We start from the raw sequence: 17,579 nt of genomic DNA, 5'->3' as shown, positions 1-17,579 counted from the left end.
TGAATTAATGAGTTATTGAATTACTGATTGATTTCATAAATCGACTCACCCCGGCAACGCTACGCTTGCCGGTCCTCTCTTCAGCTTCGCTGGAAAGAGGGCAAGAAAAAAGAAAGCGTTTAAAAATCCCCTCTTTCCGCCGCAGGCGAAGAGAGGGTGACCAAGCGCAGCGATGGTCGGGTGAGTCGATTGTTTGCCAGACTTACGAAGTTTTTAAAACTTCGTAAGTCTGGCAAAGTAAGATTTTGCGCAGCGGGCTGGAGCGATTCCCCTCTTGAGAGGGGTGGAGGGGTGTGTTTTTTAGGGCGAATAATAACACACCCCTGCAACTGCACTATCCGACGCACCCCCTCTCAAGAGGGGAACTTGACTTGAATGGAGATTAATGTATCAACCTAAATAAAAAAATGACAGCTAATAATTTTACCGGGCAGGTAGCTATTGTAACGGGAGCAGGGCAGGGCATAGGTTTTGAAATTGCTAAACAAATAGCCCTGCAGGGCGCGGCTGTGCTTATTAATGATGTGGATGATGAGCTGGCAGTTAAAGCTGCTGAAACTATTAATAAGCTTGGTGGCAATTGTATCGACTTAGCCGGCGATGCTGCCGATATAAATTTTATACAGCAAATGATTGATACGGCGGTACAGCAATTTGGTAAACTAACCATAGCCATTGCCAATGCCGGCATCACCTTATATGGCGATTTTTTAGATTACCCGGCGTCATCCTTACAAAGTGTAATGAACCTGAACCTGCAGGGTAGTTTCTTTTTAGCCCAGCGAACCGCAAGGCAGATCATTAAGCAACAGAGTGGTGGCAGTATATTGTTCATGTCGTCGGTAACGGGGCACCAGGCACATAAGGACCTGGCGGCATATGGCATGACCAAGGCCGGACTTGAAATGCTGGCCAAAAGCCTGGTGGTGGAATTATCGCCCTATCAGATCACCGTAAACACCGTGGCCCCCGGCGCCACCCTTACCGAACGCACCATGGAAGATGCCGGTTACCAGGATACGTGGTCGCGTATTACGCCTATGGGCCGGCCCGCTACCGTGCAGGATGTGGCTAATGCTGTTTTGTTTTTAGTATCGCCGCAGGCAAATCACATCACCGGGCAAAATATAGTAGTTGATGGCGGATGGACCGCTGTAAGCACATCGCCATATTAACCTTCAAGTGGGTAAGCCCTTAACCTGTTCCATTCGGGATGGCGTTTGAGGTATACCAGTATATACGCACAAAGCGGTATGATCTTTAAATGGTGCTGCTCCAGGTAAGTAAATGTTTTCTCAAGAAGGGCCGATGCAACCCCCTTGCCCTCCAATTCCACAGGAACTTCGGTATGTATCAAATATATCTTGTCGCCTCTTAATTTATAATCAATAAATGAACGTACACCTTCAACCGTGAGTTCAAAGTTATGCAGGGCTTCGTTATTTATAAGTGGGATGTCTTCGTATTTCATATTTTTGCAGGTATATAGTGTATTTTTATGATATATAACATACTTTTTATACAGTGTTGGTGCCTTGTTAGCTCATCTACATGAGTAATAAAGGTATAAACAAGCGCTGAAAACACTAATTGTAAATATTTTTTATTGGTGATAATTAACCAAAATTAAATAAATTGGTCAATAATGCGTTTGTAGAGTGACTGAAATGAATAATGAGTAGCTTGTTTGCGTTTTGTTCATTTCTTTAAATTTTAATTAGTTTTGATTTGTATTTATACTTTTATAAAGTTACTTTAAGGCACATTGTATTTTCGCTGAAAATGAAAGCTATCGTGAAACAAACTAAGCAAATATTATTACAGCTTGTGCTTTTGTTTTTTGTTACGAATAGCGGTGGTGCACAAGTAAAGCGTCAGCAGTTACCAGGTTCTGGTAAAAGGAAGCCTGTACCCGTACGAATTAAAAATACACCCCCGGTAAGTGCTCAACTTAAGGAGTTTTCACAGCTTTTAGCTCAGGCCAGCATTACTTTTACATTTCCAAAAGGATTTAAAGAGATAGCGGCGGTAAATAATGAGGACTTTTCTTTTGATTATGCCATGGAAATGCCGAATAAGGATTTTGAAGTATGGTTCCAGGTAAAATCGCAAAAAGAAAACTGGGCCAGTTACGAACGATCGCAAAACGATAATAGCAGCAGCCAGCTTGCAAATCCTGATTCATTGTACCTGGATATGGGTAAGGCCCATGCCACAGCTTTTACGGGCGACAGGAATTATTTTGTACGTAACATGCCGCAAAATGTGTTGGACAGATATAATGCCGATGCCGGTAAATCATATCTGCTTAACCTGCTCGATCTGCCAGCTACCAAGCATTATAAATACGCCTTGTTAATTACCCTGCAGCGAAACCACACCGGTACTATTATGATGGTTTGTTTTACCAACGAGAAAGACCCCGAGTTTTTTAAGAACATTGATAGGGCCACTAATTGCCTTAAGTTTAAACCATAATAACATAATGTTAATAAGTTGACAGTTTTGAGCGATAAGTTCAAAACCGAAACTATATTTTTGCAAACAGGTGCATATACGCGCCTATTTTTAAAATCTACTTTATAAATGGCAGAACCAGTTAATTATAGTGAAGATAGTATCCGCTCGCTGGATTGGAAAGAACACATCCGTTTACGCCCCGGAATGTACATTGGTAAACTGGGCGATGGCTCGGCATATGATGATGGGGTATATGTGTTGCTGAAAGAGATCATTGATAACTCGATAGATGAGTTTGTAATGGGATCGGGCAAAACCATTGAGGTAAGCATGAGCGATCATAAAGTATCTGTGCGCGATTATGGCCGTGGTATACCCCTTGGTAAGGTGATCGATTGCGTATCAAAGATCAATACCGGTGGTAAATATGATAGTAAAGCATTCCAAAAATCTGTGGGCTTAAACGGGGTGGGTACCAAGGCGGTTAATGCTTTGTCGAACACGTTCATTGTACAATCATACCGTGACGGCCGTACCAAGCTGGCCGAATTTGCCAAGGGCGAACTGATCCGTGACGAAACGGAAAAAGAAACCACCCAACGCAACGGTACCGCCATTAACTTTATTCCCGACGATACCATTTTTAGGCATTACCGCTTTATACCGGAGTTTGTGGAGAGCATGATCTGGAATTACGTGTTCCTTAACTCGGGCTTAACGCTAAACTTTAACGGTCAAAAATATTTTTCAGAACGTGGGCTTTATGACCTGCTTACCCGCAATACCGATGTAGATACCCTGCGCTATCCCATCATTCACCTTAAAGGCGAGGATATTGAGATAGCCATGACCCACGGCCAGGCTTATGGCGAGGAGTATTACTCCTTTGTGAACGGCCAAAATACCACACAGGGTGGTACACACCAGGCCGCCTTTCGCGAGGCTGTGGTAAAAACCATCCGCGAGTTTTATAAAAAAGAATATGACGCGGCCGATATCCGTGCTTCTATCGTGGCTGCTATTGCCATTAAAGTACAGGAGCCGGTATTTGAATCGCAAACTAAAACCAAGCTGGGCTCACAAAACATTGCTCCGGAAGGCCCGTCGGTACGTGGTTTTATCAATGATTTTGTTAAAAAGGAACTTGATAACTACCTGCATAAAAATACAGCCGTTGCCGATGCCTTGCTGAAACGCATTTTGCAATCGGAAAGGGAGCGTAAAGATATTGCCGGTATTAAAAAGCTGGCCAATGAGCGCGCAAAAAAAGCATCACTGCATAACCGTAAACTGCGCGATTGCAAGCTGCATTTTGAAGATACGCATGAACGCCGCCAGGATACCACCCTATTTATCACCGAGGGCGACTCGGCAAGTGGGTCTATCACCAAATCGCGCGATGTAATGACCCAGGCTGTGTTCAGCTTAAAGGGTAAACCGTTAAACTGCTACGGACTAACCAAAAAAGTGGTTTATGAGAACGAGGAGTTTAACCTGCTGCAGCATGCCCTCAACATTGAGGACGGCCTGGATGCCCTGCGTTATAACAATATTGTAATAGCTACCGATGCCGATGTGGATGGTATGCACATCCGTCTGCTGCTGATGACTTTCTTCCTGCAGTTTTTTCCTGACCTGGTAAAAGCTGGGCATGTATTTATTCTGCAAACACCATTGTTCCGCGTACGTAATAAAAAGGAAACTATTTATTGCTACAGCGACGAGGAACGCAGAAACGCTATTGCCAAATTAGGTAACAAACCCGAGATAACCCGCTTTAAAGGATTAGGTGAAATATCGCCCGATGAGTTTGGATTGTTTATTGGGAAAGACATACGCCTTGACCCGGTAATATTGAAGGATGCCAACATTAAGGGCCTGCTGGAATATTTTATGGGCAAAAACACACCAAGCCGCCAGCTGCATATTGTAAACAACCTGCGGGTGGAGAAAGATGACGAAAGCATCAATCCGCTGGTTGCCGAAGAAGCGGATAGCTTGGCCTTGCCGGTGGCAGTGTAAGGTTGTCCTTGCAGTACAATGAAAAAGCTAATTGATGACAATATCAATAATATTTAAAAGTTAGTGGAAGAAACGCGTTTAGGTGGAATAATATTTGACGCTTACCGGTTAAATGCAATAAACCAACATTTAATTGATTGGGACTTAACTCCAGTTGAAGGCAAGGGGATTCACTTAGGTAGCATGTGGACAAAATATGGTCATGTTCAAATCAAGATGTATAAGTCTTCTGATTCCGAAAGTAAAATGATTTGGAATTTAACACAACAGCAACTACCCGATGAATATGGAGCTAAACCAGCTATAGAAAAAGTATTTAGATTTTTTATAGATTATTTTGCAGGGATTAAGGGTGAAAAAATACCATTAGTATTTGAAATAAACGACGGAAGCTTTCACCCTGTTGATTCGAGAGACATAGGTTATATGTATGCCACTGTATATGCAATAATTAATTGTTTTGATAAGGAGTATATGAAATTTAAGGAACATCGGGTCATACGAGGATGATTTGCAGGTATTTGTTGATTTCTTTATTTGATATAAAAAATCTCATTAATCCCTTAATCGTATAATCCCGGTTCAGACAAAATCACAGTCAAAAAAAACTTATTTCAAAAATAATCCTTATCTTGTTTCCCCCGCTTTTTTAAGGGGAAATTGTTATGATTAACCATGAGATAAAAATTGCTTTTGACGAATATGATTCGCTAAAAGATCTTGACACCGCCGACTATGATCTGTGCCTTGAGGCGGCCACCGCGTTAAAAAATTCACATTCACCATATTCAAAATTCCGGGTAGGGGCGGCCCTGCGTTTGCAGAGCGGCAGAATCATTTATGGCAGCAACCAGGAAAACGTAGCTTATCCATCGGGTTTATGTGCCGAGCGGGTAGCGCTGTTTTATTGGGGTGCCAACCATCCGGATGACCCTGTTGAAGCTATGGCGGTTACCGCTCAAACAGATGAATTTATGCTCTCCAAACCGGTTACCTCCTGCGGATCATGTTTGCAGGTACTGGCCGAAGTTGAAAAAAAGCAAGACAAGCCCATCAAGATCATATTATACGCCGGGCAGGGGCCTGTATGGGTAATAAAAGGCATCGAAAACCAATTACCATTTTTGTTTTTTGAGGAACGGTTAACTACTTAACAATGAAACTGAAACTACTTTTATTTTTAATTGGCTGCGCTTTTACGGCAAATGTATTTGCCCAGCAAGGCTTTCCGTTTGATAACGAGATCCGGGATTTTAAACACCAGGATAGTTTAAGCTTCCCCAAATCCGATGGTATATTATTTATAGGCAGCTCATCCATCCGTCTATGGAGCGATCTGGAACAACGCTTTCCCGACAAGCCCATTATTAAACGTGGTGTTGGTGGTTGCCAGCTATGGCAGCTGGTTGATTATTATACGCCTTACATCCTGTTCCCATACCATCCGCGCAAGATATTTATTTATGCCGGCGAAAATGATATTGCCGATGGTAAACCGGCCACATTTGTGGCTGATGAATTTACCAAACTATGGACCATGATCCACCAGCAATTACCCGGGGCCGAGATCTATTTCATGTCGATAAAACCAAGTCCGGTGAGGGCTAAAAATTATACAACGGTTGCAATGGCCAATGACATGATAAAAGGGTATTTAAAAAATAAGCCAAACAGTCATTTTGTTAACCTGGTTCCTGCTATTTACAAGCCTGGTACAACCACTCCTGATTCCAGTTTGTTTAAAAGCGATTACCTTCACCTGAACCCCATGGGTTATGATAAATGGCAATCGGTGCTGCAACCCCTGATAAATTAAAAAGATAAAGCCCCGCATAGCGGGGCTTTATCTTTACTTACACTTTAACACTAAACTAAAACTAAAGTTGCTTAAAAACACTGTAAACATTGGTGATCTTCCAGCCTTTGCCGGTGTTGGCAATGGTYACATAATTGCTGCGTACAAAGCCATCAAACTGCATATCAACCTTTACAATGGCTATATCACTGTTGCTTTCCATAATTGAGGTGCTGGTGGTACAGTCCTCCTCTACATTTTTATTAAGTTTTAATGATTCAAACACCTGATCTCTGGTATAGCTTATGATATTTTTTCCACTAAGCAGGCTGAATTTTGCATTTTGATCTACCACATCATTCAATCCTTGCAGCTTACCGCGGGTCACGGCATCAACATAGGTATTGATAGCGTAGGTTCTGGTTAAATTTTCACCATCTGCATAGATGCTTGCTTTTGTGGCATTGCATACCATCAGTAAAGCAATGCCGGATAGTATTAATCTTAATGTTTTCATATTATTTATTGTTTAGATATCATTTGAATTATATCTATAAGACGGCGTTTATTTTCAATACGTTACAGGAAAAATGAAGTAAATAAAAAGCCCCGCATCGCGGGGCTCTCTACTTACATATTTAACACTAAACTAAAACTAAACTTTTATTTGAAAACACTGTAAACGTTGGTGATCTTCCAACCTTTACCGGTATTGGCAATGGTTACATAATTGCTGCGTACAAAACCATCAAATTGCATATCAACCTTAACAACAGCTAAATCAGAATTGCTTTCAACAATTGAAGTGCTGGTTGTGCAATCCTGGTCAACATTTTTGTTGGCTTTTAATGATTCGATCATTTCGTTTTTAGTAAAACTCAAAACACTTTTTCCGCGTAACATGCTGAATTTTGCTGATTGATCTATCACTTCATTTAACCCTTGTACTTTACCGCGGGTCATGGCATCAACATAAGTGTTGATAGCGTAATTTTTTGTTAAATTTTCGCCTTCTGTATTATCGTTTGCTTTTGCAGCGCCGCATACTATCAGTAAAGCTAAGCCAAGCATGATTGATTTTAAAGTTTTCATTGTATTGTTATTTAAGGTTATTTATTATTATTAATTAATTTTATACTCATAAGACATCAGCTATATCCCTAACGTTACAAGTAATGTTATAAATTTTGACGATTYAACAATCATTTAACATATTGCATGTTTTTTTAAATACTTAGCAACAAATAATATATTTAAGCACCTTTATGGTCGACTTTAACACCATTATTTTACAATTTGGAGAACAGGGCGAAAAAACCGGCTGGACCTATATTGAAATTCCGGCTGATGTAGCACAGGAAATGAAGCCCGGCAATAAAAAATCATTCAGGGTTAAGGGTAAATTAGACGAACTGCCGGTTGCCGGTATGGCCCTGATGCCTATGGGCGAAGGCAATTTTATCATGGCGCTAAAAAGAGAGATCTGTAAGGCCCTGCACAAACACCGTGGCGCCATGTTACATGTACGGATTGAGCCCGACGATGATTTTAAGTTCAGCGTACCTGCCGATTTGCTGGAGTGTTTTGAATTTGAACCTGAAGCAGGCGAGTTCTTTAACAGCATCGCTGAAAGCCACCGCGGCTACTTTATAAAATGGATAGACAGCGCCAAAACCGAACAAACCCGCGCCAACCGCATTGCCCACACCATAAATGCCATGGTACGCCGTATAGATTACGGGCAGATGCTGCGGGAGCAAAAGAAAGCGCGGGAGTGACCATATCTCACTGAAAAATTACAAGCCGTTTTGTAGCTATATATTCCGAATTACTTTATGTTTACAGTAGTTAAACATACCCAACCTAAATCTATATGACAACACTTGATCAAACCTGGCTTGAGCCGGCTGTAGGACAAAAAATCTACAAAATAAAAACAATTCAGGTTGCTACCTTTGTAGGAGGGCCATTAGTTGCCGGTTATTTGATGGCCGAAAACTATAAGGCTTTCAATGAGTACGGTAAGGCAAAAATGGCCTGGGTTTACTCCATCATTGCAACTATTGTGATATTTGGAGGAATATTTTTAGTTCCGGATTCTGTCAAGATCCCCAGGATAATTATTCCGCTGATTTATTCATGGCTTACCTACTTAATTGTACAGCAGTTACAGGGAGCTCAAATTAAAACCCATTTTACTGCCGGCGGACAAGCTTACACCATATGGAGGGCTTTATTGATCGCGCTGATTGGAACCATTATAACAGTAGCTGTGATTTTTGGCATCCTTTATTTTTTACCTGTAGATTGATCAATTGCACTTTGCCTGCTTATTGCTAAAGTCTATGATCACCTTTTTAAACCACCCCATAAATGGGACGGCAATGAATACTTAATCATTTTTTTCAAGCCACGGTGTTCATTGCCGTTGGCTTTAGCCAACGGATAAAAATGCATAAAAGCTGGCTTCAGCCAAAACCTACCCATAGTTAGATGGAGTTAACCAATTCCTTTCACATCAAAATAAATTTGCATTTATATAAGTACTTATATAAATTGCATCATGAATTTATATAAGCGTTTAGGATACCTGGTTTTGGGCAGCCGTTTGAGGCGCATCAGCGAATCTTTTTTGTCTGAGATCAACCGTGCTTATCAGCAGGAGGGTATTGAGTTTGAAGCCAGCTGGTTCCCTGTTTTTTATCTGCTGTCGCAACATGATACGTTATCAATAAAAGAACTGAGCGAGCATATAGAGGTGAGCCACCCCGCCGCCAGTCAGCTGATCACTAATCTTAAACAAAAAAAATTACTAACCACCACCACCAGCGCAACGGATGGCCGTAAACAACAGGTAACCTTTACCGACAAGGGCAGGGAGCTGCTTATGCGAATAAAGCCCATTTGGGATGCTGTTGATGCTTCCATGAACGAAATGATGAACAGTGAATTGGGTTGCAAGGAATTATTGCCGGCCATTACCGCACTGGAAAGCGCCCTGCAAACCTATCCCCTGGCCAATCGCATTAGTCGCAACCTTAGTAAACAACCTAAACCTATCCACCATGAATAGTATATTTAATTACGGTGCCGACCATTTAACCATAGGTATTTGCCTGGATATAGCAGCAGGTAAAACAAAGGGCATCATTAATGCCGAAGCTGATCAGGCTATCCGCGCGTCATGGCGCGAGGTGGAAAAAATTGTACATGCCCATCATCCCGTTTACGGTATCAATACGGGCTTTGGTCCGCTGTGTGATACGCGCATATCTGAGGCCGACACCAGCCTGTTGCAAAGCAATATCCTCAAAAGTCATAGTGTAGGTGTAGGCAAACCTATCCCGCAGGAAATTGCCAAACTGATGCTGATCACCAAGGTTCAGGCTTTGGCGCAGGGTTACTCCGGTGTTGCTCCCGAAACACTGCAGCGCATCATCTGGCATATTGACAATGATATTATTCCGGTGGTCCCTGAAAAAGGTTCGGTTGGCGCCTCCGGCGATCTGGCCCCGCTATCACATTTGTTTTTACCGCTGATTGGCTTGGGCAAAGTATATGAAAATGGCGAACTGATGCCAGCCAACGAATTGTTAAAAAAACATAATATACAGCCGTTAGTATTAGGCCCAAAAGAAGGCCTTGCTTTAATCAATGGTACACAATTCATATTGGCCTTTGCTGTAAAGGCGGTGCAGCGACTAAATGATGCCCTGAACCTTGCCGATCTGATCGGAGCCCTGTCATTAGAAGGGTTGATGGGGTCGGCAAGACCATTTGACGCGCGTTTACACGCCATCCGTCCGTTTAAAGGTACAAAGCTGGTAGCTCATCGCTTATTTACATTATTAACCGGATCAGAGATCAATTCATCACACGTAAATTGTGATAGGGTACAGGACCCATATTCGCTAAGATGCATGCCGCAGGTACATGGCGCATCACGCAATGCCTGGCTGCATTTAAAAGAACTGACTGAAATAGAGCTTAATTCGGTAACCGATAACCCGGTAATTTTTAATGCTGATGATACCATCAGCGGCGGTAACTTCCACGGCCAGCCGCTGGCTTTGCCGCTTGATTATGCCACCGTAGCCGCAGCGGAGCTGGGCAATATTGCCGATCGCCGTTGTTACCTCATGAGCGAAGGGCGTTACGGTCTCCCTAAATTGCTTACGCTTGATGCGGGGCTCAATTCTGGTTTAATGATACCGCAGTACACTACGGCGGCTTTGGTTACCGAGAATAAAACCTTGTGTTTCCCGGCCAGTGCGGATAGTGTGCCAACCTCTTTAGGGCAGGAAGATCACGTATCTATGGGTTCCATCAGCGGGCGCAAGTTGCACCAGGTGATAGATAACCTGGAATATATCCAGGCCATTGAACTGCTATACGCCGCGCAGGCTGTTGATTTCAGGCGACCGCTCAAATCAACCCCGGTTATTGAGGCGATACATGCGAAAGTAAGAGAGCACGTATCACATATACAAGACGACCGTGTTTTTGCAGACGACATTAACAACTTACATCAAATAATCACTGATGGTTCCTTATTGGAAATTGCCGATAACGCGGCCATCAGCAACCATATAAATCTCAGCCATGACGAGTTCGGAATTTATTAAAACCTATGCCAGCCATCCGGTGTATAAGGCACCGCGCGGTATGCAGCTGCATGCCAAAAGCTGGCAAACAGAAGCACCATTACGTATGCTGCTCAACAACCTTGATGGTCAGGTGGCCGAAAATCCTGATGAACTGGTGGTGTACGGCGGTATCGGTCAGGCGGCCCGTAACCCGGAATCGCTCCGGAAAATTATTGAGCTGCTGCTGGAACTGGATGAATATCATTCACTGCTGATCCAGTCGGGTAAGCCGGTGGGGATAGTCCGCAGTCACCCGGAGGCACCACGGGTTTTGATCGCCAATAGTAATTTGGTACCGGCATGGGCCAATTGGGAGCATTTTAACGAATTGCGCGCCAAAGGTCTCATGATGTATGGCCAGATGACCGCAGGTAGTTGGATCTACATTGGCACACAAGGTATTTTGCAGGGTACTTACGAAACTTTTGTAGAGTGCGGTAACCAGCATTTTAACGGTGACCTGTCAGGCAAGCTCATCGTAAGCGCCGGACTGGGCGGTATGGGTGGCGCTCAGCCGTTGGCCGCAACCATGGCAGGTGGTGTTTTTTTAGGTGCCGATGTTGATGCTACACGCATCCAAAAACGGGTAGATACGCAATACATCGACAGGATGACGCACTCGTATGACGAGGCTATAACCTGGATAAAAGAAGCCTTCGAAAAAAAAGAAACTTTGTCGGTTGGCCTTGTAAGTGATGCCGGCGATCTGTTGGCACACCTATTAAAAGACAATATTATCCCCGATATTTTAACTGACCAAACATCGGCGCATGACCCGCTGAACGGATATATTCCCAGCGGGTTATCATTAGCAGAAGCTGCCGCATTGCGTAAAAGTGATGCTGTGGGATACAAAAAACTATCCTTAAAAAGTATGGCCAGGCATGTAGGCTTCATGTTGGAATTAAAAAACAAGGGTGCCGTTACTTTTGATTATGGTAACAACCTGCGCGAGTTTGCCAAACAAGGCGGCGAGCCTGACGCTTTTAATTTCCCGGGATTTACACCGGCTTATATCCGTCCGCTGTTTTGTGAGGGTAAAGGGCCATTCAGGTGGGTAGCTTTATCTGGCGATCCGGAAGATATTTTTACTACCGACAGGGCACTGATGGAACTGTTTCCTGAAGACAAGCCACTAATCAAATGGCTTAAAAATGCGCAGGAAAAAATTTCCTTTCAAGGCCTACCTGCCCGCATTTGCTGGCTGGGCATGGGCGACAGGGAAAAGGCCGGATTGTTATTTAACGAGCTGGTAAAAACCGGCAAGGTGAAAGGCCCGATAGTGATCGGTCGTGATCATTTGGATTGCGGCTCAGTAGCGTCACCCAATCGTGAAACAGAATCAATGAAGGATGGCTCGGATGCGGTATCAGACTGGCCGCTGCTCAACCTGATGGCTAATGCCTCGGGCGGTGCCACCTGGATCTCGTTCCATCATGGTGGTGGGGTAGGCATGGGTTACTCCCAGCATGCGGGCATGGTAGTGCTTGCAGATGGTACCGACCGCGCGGCCACCTGCCTCAAACGTGTTTTGCATAACGACCCGGCATTAGGTATCTTCCGCCATGCCGATGCCGGCTACGACAAAGCACAGGAATGGGCAGATAAGTTTGGGTTGAAGGTGTGGTAGGAGAGCCCCACCCAACCCTCCCCTGAAGGGGAGGGCTTTAGGTTAAATTGTTAATTAATTAAAAAGTTTCTGAAAGTCTCCCCCTTCAGGGGGAGATTTAGAGGGGGCTGTTACTTATGAAAAAACTAATAGGTCCATTCACACAAATACTACCACTAACAGGGCTCCCGTTTAAAGGTGCCCTGACGGATGAGCAATTGCAGATCATCCCGCAGGGAGGGATATTGGTAGAAGATGGACTGATCATAGCGGTTGATAATTTTGAAAAACTAAGGTCAGCCAATCCATCGGCACAAATAGAAGAAGTAGTGGGTGGCCACGTGCTATTGCCGGGTTTTGTTGATTGCCATACGCACATTTGTTTTGYAGGCAGCCGGGCAAAGGATTATGCCCTGCGTACCGCCGGGAAAACCTACCTGGAAATTGCCAAAGCAGGTGGCGGTATCTGGGATTCTGTTACTCAAACCCGTGCCGCTGATGAGGCCACTTTAACTGATCTTTTATTAAAACGTGTGCAGCGCCATTTGGCCGAAGGTGTTACTACGATTGAAGTTAAAAGCGGCTACGGTTTAAGTATCGATGGTGAGTTGAAACAGTTAAAAGCCATCAAAGCAGCGGCAGATAAAACTCATGCAAGTCTTGTATCTACCTGCCTTGCAGCGCACATGCTACCCAAAGATTTTGATGGAACGCATCAGGAATATCTGAATCATATTTTACAAAACCTGTTGCCGGCCATTAAACAACAGCGACTGGCTAACCAGGTTGATATATTTATTGAAGAAAGCGCCTTTAATGCCAGCGATGCGCTAAATTACCTAAGCAAAGCCAAACAAATGGGTTTTGAAGTCACCGTTCATGCCGATCAGTTTACCACAGGCGGCAGCGAAGTAGCTATTAAAGCAAGGGCGGTTTCGGCAGATCATTTGGAGGCCAGTACTGATTATGAGATCAACATGCTTGCCAAATCTGATACGGTGGCTGTAACTTTACCTGGCGCATCTTTAGGATTGGGGATGCCCTACGCGCCTGCCCGTAAACTGCTGGATGCCGGGGCTTGCCTCGCCATTGCCAGCGACTGGAACCCCGGCTCGGCCCCAATGGGCGATCTGCTGATGCAGGCTGCAGTAATGGGTGCCGCCGAAAAATTATGTGCTGCCGAAGTTTTCGCAGGCTTAACATTCAGAGCAGCATCGGCACTAAAATTAAACGACCGCGGTATTTTAGCCAAAGGAAAGCTTGCCGATATGCAGGCGTATCCATGCAATGATTACCGGGAGATATTATATCAGCAAGGGAAATTGAAACCGGATAAGGTGTGGGTTTCGGGGATAAAAAATTAAAGTGGAGATATGTGCGATTCCTTCCCTCGGGAAGGGGGAGGAAGGGGTTTTAAAAACTTTGCAAGCTATATGGAAGTAGAACCCCCTCCCTGCTACTGCACAAACCAACCGCACCCCTCCCAAGGGAGGGAATTAGAATAGAAAAGAGCGATTGCTAAGACCAATGAATTAATGATACCAGTGAACTAATGAACCAATAAAATGAGCCAGAAACTAATAGAATGTGTACCCAATTTTAGCGAAGGTGTAAACCTTGATATTATAAAACAGATCACCAGCGAAGTGGAATCGGTAGAAGGTGTGCGCTTGTTGAATGTTGATCCGGGTAAGGCTACCAACCGCACCGTGGTAACGTTTGTGGGTGAGCCGGCAAAGGTTATTGAAGCTGCTTTCCGTGCCATTAAAAAGGCAGGTGAGCTGATTGATATGAGCAAACAAAAAGGGGAGCATCCACGGATGGGCGCTACGGATGTTTGTCCGCTGATACCCATTAGCAATATCAGTATGGAAGAAACCGCGGAGTATGCACGTCAACTGGCTAAGCGGGTTGGTGAGGAGTTGCAGATCCCGGTTTATTTGTATGAGCAGGCACAACCTAATAAAAGTCGCAGTAACCTATCGGTGATCAGGGCGGGAGAGTATGAAGGCTTTTTCAAGAAGATCAAACTTCCCGAATGGGCGCCCGATTTTGGTCCGGCGGAGAATGATGTAAAACGTGGTGCAACCGTGATCGGCGCGCGTGACTTTTTGGTGGCCTATAATGTGAACCTCAATACCACATCAACCCGCAGGGCAAATGCCATTGCCTTTGATGTACGTGAGGCTGGCCGTGTGTTACGTGAAGGCGACCCGGTGACCGGTAAAGCTATCACCGACGAAAATGGCAAACCCAAATCTATCCCTGGTTCATTAAAAGCGGTAAAGGCCATTGGCTGGTATATTGAGGAATATGGCGTGGCGCAGATCTCCATGAACCTGACTAATATTGAGATAACCCCGGTACACAAGGCTTTTGATGAAGTTTGCACCAAAGCCAATGAGCGCGGCATCCGTGTTACGGGCAGCGAACTGGTGGGATTGATACCCTTGAAAGCCATGCTTGATGCCGGTAAATATTTTCTGCGCAAGCAACAGCGCTCTGTTGGCGTAAGCGAAAAGGAATTGATCAAGATCGCCATTAAATCAATGGGACTGGATGAGCTCGGCCCTTTTATCCCGGAAGAACGTATTATTGAATATTTGTTAAAAGACAAGGCGGCCAGCAAACTGGTAAGCATGAGCCTTATTGATTTTGCCGATGAAACGGCCAGCGAAAGCCCAGCGCCGGGCGGAGGTTCCATTTCGGCTTACGTGGGTGCTTTGGGTGCTTCACTTGCTGGTATGGTAGCTAACCTGAGCTCGCATAAAAAAGGTTGGGATAACCGCTGGGAAGAATTTAGCGATTGGGCCGAAAAAGCCCAGCTTTACAAGGATGAACTGATCAGTTTGGTTGATCTGGATACTACGGCGTTCAACCGCATTATGGAATCATTTAGTTTACCTAAGTCGACGGATGAAGAAAAAGCCGCAAGGGATAAAGCCATACAGGATGCTACACGCTATGCCATTGAAATTCCGTTTAAAGTGATGCAGGCCGCATTGAACAGTATGGAAGTGATCAAGGCGATGGTTGAAATAGGTAATCCTAATTCCGTAACTGATGCCGGTGTTGCTGCTCTTTGTGCCCGTACTGCCGTTTTAGGCGCTTTTATGAACGTGAAGATCAATGCCTCGGGCTATAAGGATAAGGATTTTGTGGTGGATATTATTTACCGCGGCAATGAGATAGAACGCAAAGCCATTGCTTTGGAAGCAGAAATTATTGAGTTGGTGAATGGGAAGATAGGGTTGTAGGGCGATTTATAAGGTTAATAGGTATAAAAATTTGTCATTGCGAGCGTAGCGCGGCAATCTCTACTTATGCAGGTCAACTATACAAGTTTGCTCTGTACAGCTTAGAGATTGCTTCGTACCTCGCAATGACGTTATTTTATAATAAATAAAACGGCGATAGATGTCAATCTACCGCCGTTCTGATATTGTAAAAATCCATGGACCATCGTCTATGGACTATCGACCAATTTAAAACCGATACCTCACAAACGCCTCCATGGCCTCATATTCAGCCAGGCCAAGGCGGTCATAACGCTGGGCGGTATCCCGGGTGCGGTCCTCGGCACGTACCCAGAACTCGCGGGCATCATCACCCGGGAACACCGGGCGGTCCTTTTGCGACTGGTGTTTGAAGATAGCATTCCGCTTGCGGATCACCTCCTGCGGTGAAAGCGGCACCGCCATTTCAATCTCATAGGTCTCAAACTCATGCCATGCCCCGCGGTACATCCACAGCCAGCAGTCTTTTACCCATTCCTCGGTGTCTTTTAAACGGTCCAGGGCAGCCAAAATGATGTTAAAACAAACCAGATGGGTACCGTTCGGATCGGCAAAATCACCGGCGGCAAAAATCTGCTGCGGTTTTATTTTTTGCAGCAGGTCGATGGTGAGCTGGATATCCGCCTCGCCCACGGTGTTCTTCTTGGTTTTGCCGGTTTCGTAAAAAGGCAAAGCCATAAAATGGATATGGTCATCATGCAAACCCGCGTAGCGGGCCCCCGAGATGGCCTCGGTTTTGCGGATAAAACCCTTCACATTGCGGATCTCCTGGGTATCGATCTGGTTCGGCTGTTTCTGCGGGAAAAAAGCACGCATTTCCTCGTATAACTTTTTCAGGTGCGCGGTATCCTCGCCAATGCTGTTGGTAAAATCAATGGCAAACTCCATGTAACGCAACACATCATCATCCCAAACGGCGGTATTACCCGAAGTCTGGTAAGCCACATGCACCTCATGCCCCTGATCTACCAGACGAATGAACGTACCCCCCATGGAGATCACGTCATCATCGGGGTGGGGCGAAAAGATGACAGACCGTTTTTTAGCCGGCAAAGCCCTTTCCGGCCTTTGCGAATCATCGGCGTCGGGCTTACCACCCGGCCAGCCGGTAATGGTATGCTGGATCTGGTTAAAAATATCAATATTGATGTTGTATACCGGCCCCTGCTCTACGGCCAGCTGCGCCATCCCGTGGTTATTGTAATCCTCCTCGGTCAGCTTCAGTACCGGTTTGCCGATGGTATCAGCCAGCCAGATCACCGCTTTTTTCTTCAGTACCTTATCGTCCCAGGAACAGTCTTTCACTAACCAGGGGGTATCAAAACGGGTAAGCTCGGAAGCGGCGGCCTCATCCAGTACAAATTCCACATTGTCGGATAATTGCAGGTAAGTAGCCGGTACATCGCCCGACATTTCGCCTTCCACGGCTTTTTTAATGATGGGGGCTTTCTTTTTGCTCCAGGCCATCAGGATGATCTCGCGGGCCTTGAAAATGGTACCGATACCCATGGTGATGGCCTTGGTCGGCACATTGGCCTTGCCGCCAAAGTCCCTTGAAGCGTCATTCCGGGTCAGGTCGTCTAAAGTCACCAGCCTGGTACCCGAGTTGGGAGCCGAACCCGGCTCATTAAAACCGATGTGACCGGTACGGCCGATCCCGAGGATCTGCAGGTCCAAACCGCCCAGTTCCTCGATCTGGTGTTCATAAGCCAGGCAAAAAGCCACCACGGCATCCTGGTCCAGGGTACCAT

General features: G+C 45.0%; 17 protein-coding genes. 13 read left to right on the top strand and 4 right to left on the bottom strand.

Annotation, left to right across the window (positions count from 1 at the left end):
* Nucleotides 1-407: 407 nt before the first annotated feature.
* Complete coding sequence (locus tag AC1DRQ_RS20805) at nucleotides 408-1,175, top strand: SDR family NAD(P)-dependent oxidoreductase (RefSeq protein ID WP_477426663.1); 768 nt, start codon at nucleotides 408-410, stop codon at nucleotides 1,173-1,175.
* On the opposite strand, the gene AC1DRQ_RS20800 is transcribed toward AC1DRQ_RS20805, so the two are convergent.
* On the bottom strand, nucleotides 1,172-1,471 hold the full coding sequence (locus AC1DRQ_RS20800) for a GNAT family N-acetyltransferase (protein ID WP_477426662.1): 300 nt from the start codon (nucleotides 1,469-1,471) through the stop codon (nucleotides 1,172-1,174). The genes AC1DRQ_RS20805 and AC1DRQ_RS20800 overlap by 4 nt on opposite strands.
* A gap of 323 nt (nucleotides 1,472-1,794) precedes the next feature.
* Here AC1DRQ_RS20800 and AC1DRQ_RS20795 point away from each other — a divergent pair, with 323 nt between their 5' ends.
* The 5 genes from AC1DRQ_RS20795 (at nucleotide 1,795) to AC1DRQ_RS20775 (ending at nucleotide 6,298) form a co-directional block, all read left to right on the top strand.
* Nucleotides 1,795-2,478 (top strand): hypothetical protein, encoded by a 684-nt coding sequence (locus AC1DRQ_RS20795; protein WP_477426661.1) that lies wholly within the window; start codon nucleotides 1,795-1,797, stop codon nucleotides 2,476-2,478.
* A gap of 108 nt (nucleotides 2,479-2,586) precedes the next feature.
* On the top strand, nucleotides 2,587-4,482 hold the full coding sequence (locus AC1DRQ_RS20790) for a DNA topoisomerase IV subunit B (RefSeq protein WP_429402011.1): 1,896 nt from the start codon (nucleotides 2,587-2,589) through the stop codon (nucleotides 4,480-4,482).
* Nucleotides 4,483-4,545: 63 nt separating this feature from the next.
* On the top strand, nucleotides 4,546-4,992 hold the full coding sequence (locus AC1DRQ_RS20785; protein WP_477426660.1) for a hypothetical protein: 447 nt from the start codon (nucleotides 4,546-4,548) through the stop codon (nucleotides 4,990-4,992).
* Between the two features lie 155 nt (nucleotides 4,993-5,147).
* The gene (locus AC1DRQ_RS20780) at nucleotides 5,148-5,636 is read left to right on the top strand and encodes a cytidine deaminase (RefSeq protein WP_477426659.1); all 489 of its coding nucleotides are present in this window, start codon (nucleotides 5,148-5,150) and stop codon (nucleotides 5,634-5,636) included.
* 2 nt (nucleotides 5,637-5,638) lie between these two features.
* Nucleotides 5,639-6,298, top strand: coding sequence for a GDSL-type esterase/lipase family protein (locus AC1DRQ_RS20775; RefSeq protein ID WP_477426658.1), 660 nt, complete (start codon nucleotides 5,639-5,641; stop codon nucleotides 6,296-6,298).
* Nucleotides 6,299-6,359: 61 nt separating this feature from the next.
* Here the strand turns inward: AC1DRQ_RS20775 and AC1DRQ_RS20770 are convergent, their stop codons facing one another.
* Nucleotides 6,360-6,794 carry a nuclear transport factor 2 family protein gene (locus AC1DRQ_RS20770; RefSeq protein WP_477426657.1) on the bottom strand — a complete coding sequence of 145 codons (435 nt, stop codon included), beginning with the start codon at nucleotides 6,792-6,794 and terminating at the stop codon, nucleotides 6,360-6,362.
* Nucleotides 6,795-6,940: 146 nt separating this feature from the next.
* Nucleotides 6,941-7,369 carry a nuclear transport factor 2 family protein gene (locus AC1DRQ_RS20765; RefSeq protein WP_477426656.1) on the bottom strand — a complete coding sequence of 143 codons (429 nt, stop codon included), beginning with the start codon at nucleotides 7,367-7,369 and terminating at the stop codon, nucleotides 6,941-6,943.
* Nucleotides 7,370-7,542: 173 nt separating this feature from the next.
* Here AC1DRQ_RS20765 and AC1DRQ_RS20760 point away from each other — a divergent pair, with 173 nt between their 5' ends.
* From AC1DRQ_RS20760 to ftcD, 7 genes are all read left to right on the top strand, one after another.
* The gene (locus tag AC1DRQ_RS20760) at nucleotides 7,543-8,055 is read left to right on the top strand and encodes a YdeI/OmpD-associated family protein (RefSeq protein WP_477426655.1); all 513 of its coding nucleotides are present in this window, start codon (nucleotides 7,543-7,545) and stop codon (nucleotides 8,053-8,055) included.
* Between the two features lie 95 nt (nucleotides 8,056-8,150).
* Entirely contained in the window at nucleotides 8,151-8,588 is a 438-nt protein-coding gene (locus AC1DRQ_RS20755; RefSeq protein ID WP_477426654.1) for a hypothetical protein, read from the top strand.
* A 252-nt stretch (nucleotides 8,589-8,840) separates the two neighbouring features.
* Nucleotides 8,841-9,350 carry a MarR family winged helix-turn-helix transcriptional regulator gene (locus tag AC1DRQ_RS20750; RefSeq protein WP_477426653.1) on the top strand — a complete coding sequence of 170 codons (510 nt, stop codon included), beginning with the start codon at nucleotides 8,841-8,843 and terminating at the stop codon, nucleotides 9,348-9,350.
* A complete protein-coding gene (gene hutH / locus AC1DRQ_RS20745; RefSeq protein ID WP_477426652.1) occupies nucleotides 9,343-10,902 on the top strand; it encodes a histidine ammonia-lyase in 1,560 nt (519 codons plus the stop codon). The genes AC1DRQ_RS20750 and hutH overlap by 8 nt, the downstream gene beginning before the upstream one ends.
* Complete coding sequence (gene hutU / locus AC1DRQ_RS20740) at nucleotides 10,880-12,553, top strand: urocanate hydratase (protein WP_477426651.1); 1,674 nt, start codon at nucleotides 10,880-10,882, stop codon at nucleotides 12,551-12,553. The genes hutH and hutU overlap by 23 nt, the downstream gene beginning before the upstream one ends.
* A 116-nt stretch (nucleotides 12,554-12,669) precedes the next feature.
* Nucleotides 12,670-13,896: an imidazolonepropionase gene (hutI, locus tag AC1DRQ_RS20735; protein WP_477426650.1), complete on the top strand. Its 1,227-nt coding sequence runs from the start codon at nucleotides 12,670-12,672 to the stop codon at nucleotides 13,894-13,896.
* A gap of 201 nt (nucleotides 13,897-14,097) precedes the next feature.
* Nucleotides 14,098-15,789 carry a glutamate formimidoyltransferase gene (ftcD, locus tag AC1DRQ_RS20730; protein ID WP_477426649.1) on the top strand — a complete coding sequence of 564 codons (1,692 nt, stop codon included), beginning with the start codon at nucleotides 14,098-14,100 and terminating at the stop codon, nucleotides 15,787-15,789.
* A gap of 228 nt (nucleotides 15,790-16,017) precedes the next feature.
* Here ftcD and AC1DRQ_RS20725 read toward each other — a convergent pair.
* Nucleotides 16,018-17,579 (bottom strand): PIG-L family deacetylase (locus tag AC1DRQ_RS20725; RefSeq protein WP_477426648.1); only part of this gene is annotated, 1,562 nt, incomplete at its 5' end.

It is taken from the genome of Mucilaginibacter sp. P4_E8 (assembly GCF_056401495.1).
This window is presented reverse-complemented; position numbering and strand designations above follow the sequence as displayed.

Bases quoted from the DNA above. Each gene is read 5' to 3' on its own strand.
- AC1DRQ_RS20805 (WP_477426663.1), top strand. From the start codon at position 408: ATGACAGCTAATAATTTTACCGGGCAGGTAGCTATTGTAACGGGAGCA.
- AC1DRQ_RS20800 (WP_477426662.1), bottom strand. From the start codon at position 1,471: ATGAAATACGAAGACATCCCACTTATAAATAACGAAGCCCTGCATAAC.
- AC1DRQ_RS20790 (WP_429402011.1), top strand. From the start codon at position 2,587: ATGGCAGAACCAGTTAATTATAGTGAAGATAGTATCCGCTCGCTGGAT.
- AC1DRQ_RS20780 (WP_477426659.1), top strand. From the start codon at position 5,148: ATGATTAACCATGAGATAAAAATTGCTTTTGACGAATATGATTCGCTA.
- AC1DRQ_RS20775 (WP_477426658.1), top strand. From the start codon at position 5,639: ATGAAACTGAAACTACTTTTATTTTTAATTGGCTGCGCTTTTACGGCA.
- AC1DRQ_RS20765 (WP_477426656.1), bottom strand. From the start codon at position 7,369: ATGAAAACTTTAAAATCAATCATGCTTGGCTTAGCTTTACTGATAGTA.
- AC1DRQ_RS20760 (WP_477426655.1), top strand. From the start codon at position 7,543: ATGGTCGACTTTAACACCATTATTTTACAATTTGGAGAACAGGGCGAA.
- AC1DRQ_RS20755 (WP_477426654.1), top strand. From the start codon at position 8,151: ATGACAACACTTGATCAAACCTGGCTTGAGCCGGCTGTAGGACAAAAA.
- AC1DRQ_RS20750 (WP_477426653.1), top strand. From the start codon at position 8,841: ATGAATTTATATAAGCGTTTAGGATACCTGGTTTTGGGCAGCCGTTTG.
- hutH (WP_477426652.1), top strand. From the start codon at position 9,343: ATGAATAGTATATTTAATTACGGTGCCGACCATTTAACCATAGGTATT.
- hutU (WP_477426651.1), top strand. From the start codon at position 10,880: ATGACGAGTTCGGAATTTATTAAAACCTATGCCAGCCATCCGGTGTAT.
- ftcD (WP_477426649.1), top strand. From the start codon at position 14,098: ATGAGCCAGAAACTAATAGAATGTGTACCCAATTTTAGCGAAGGTGTA.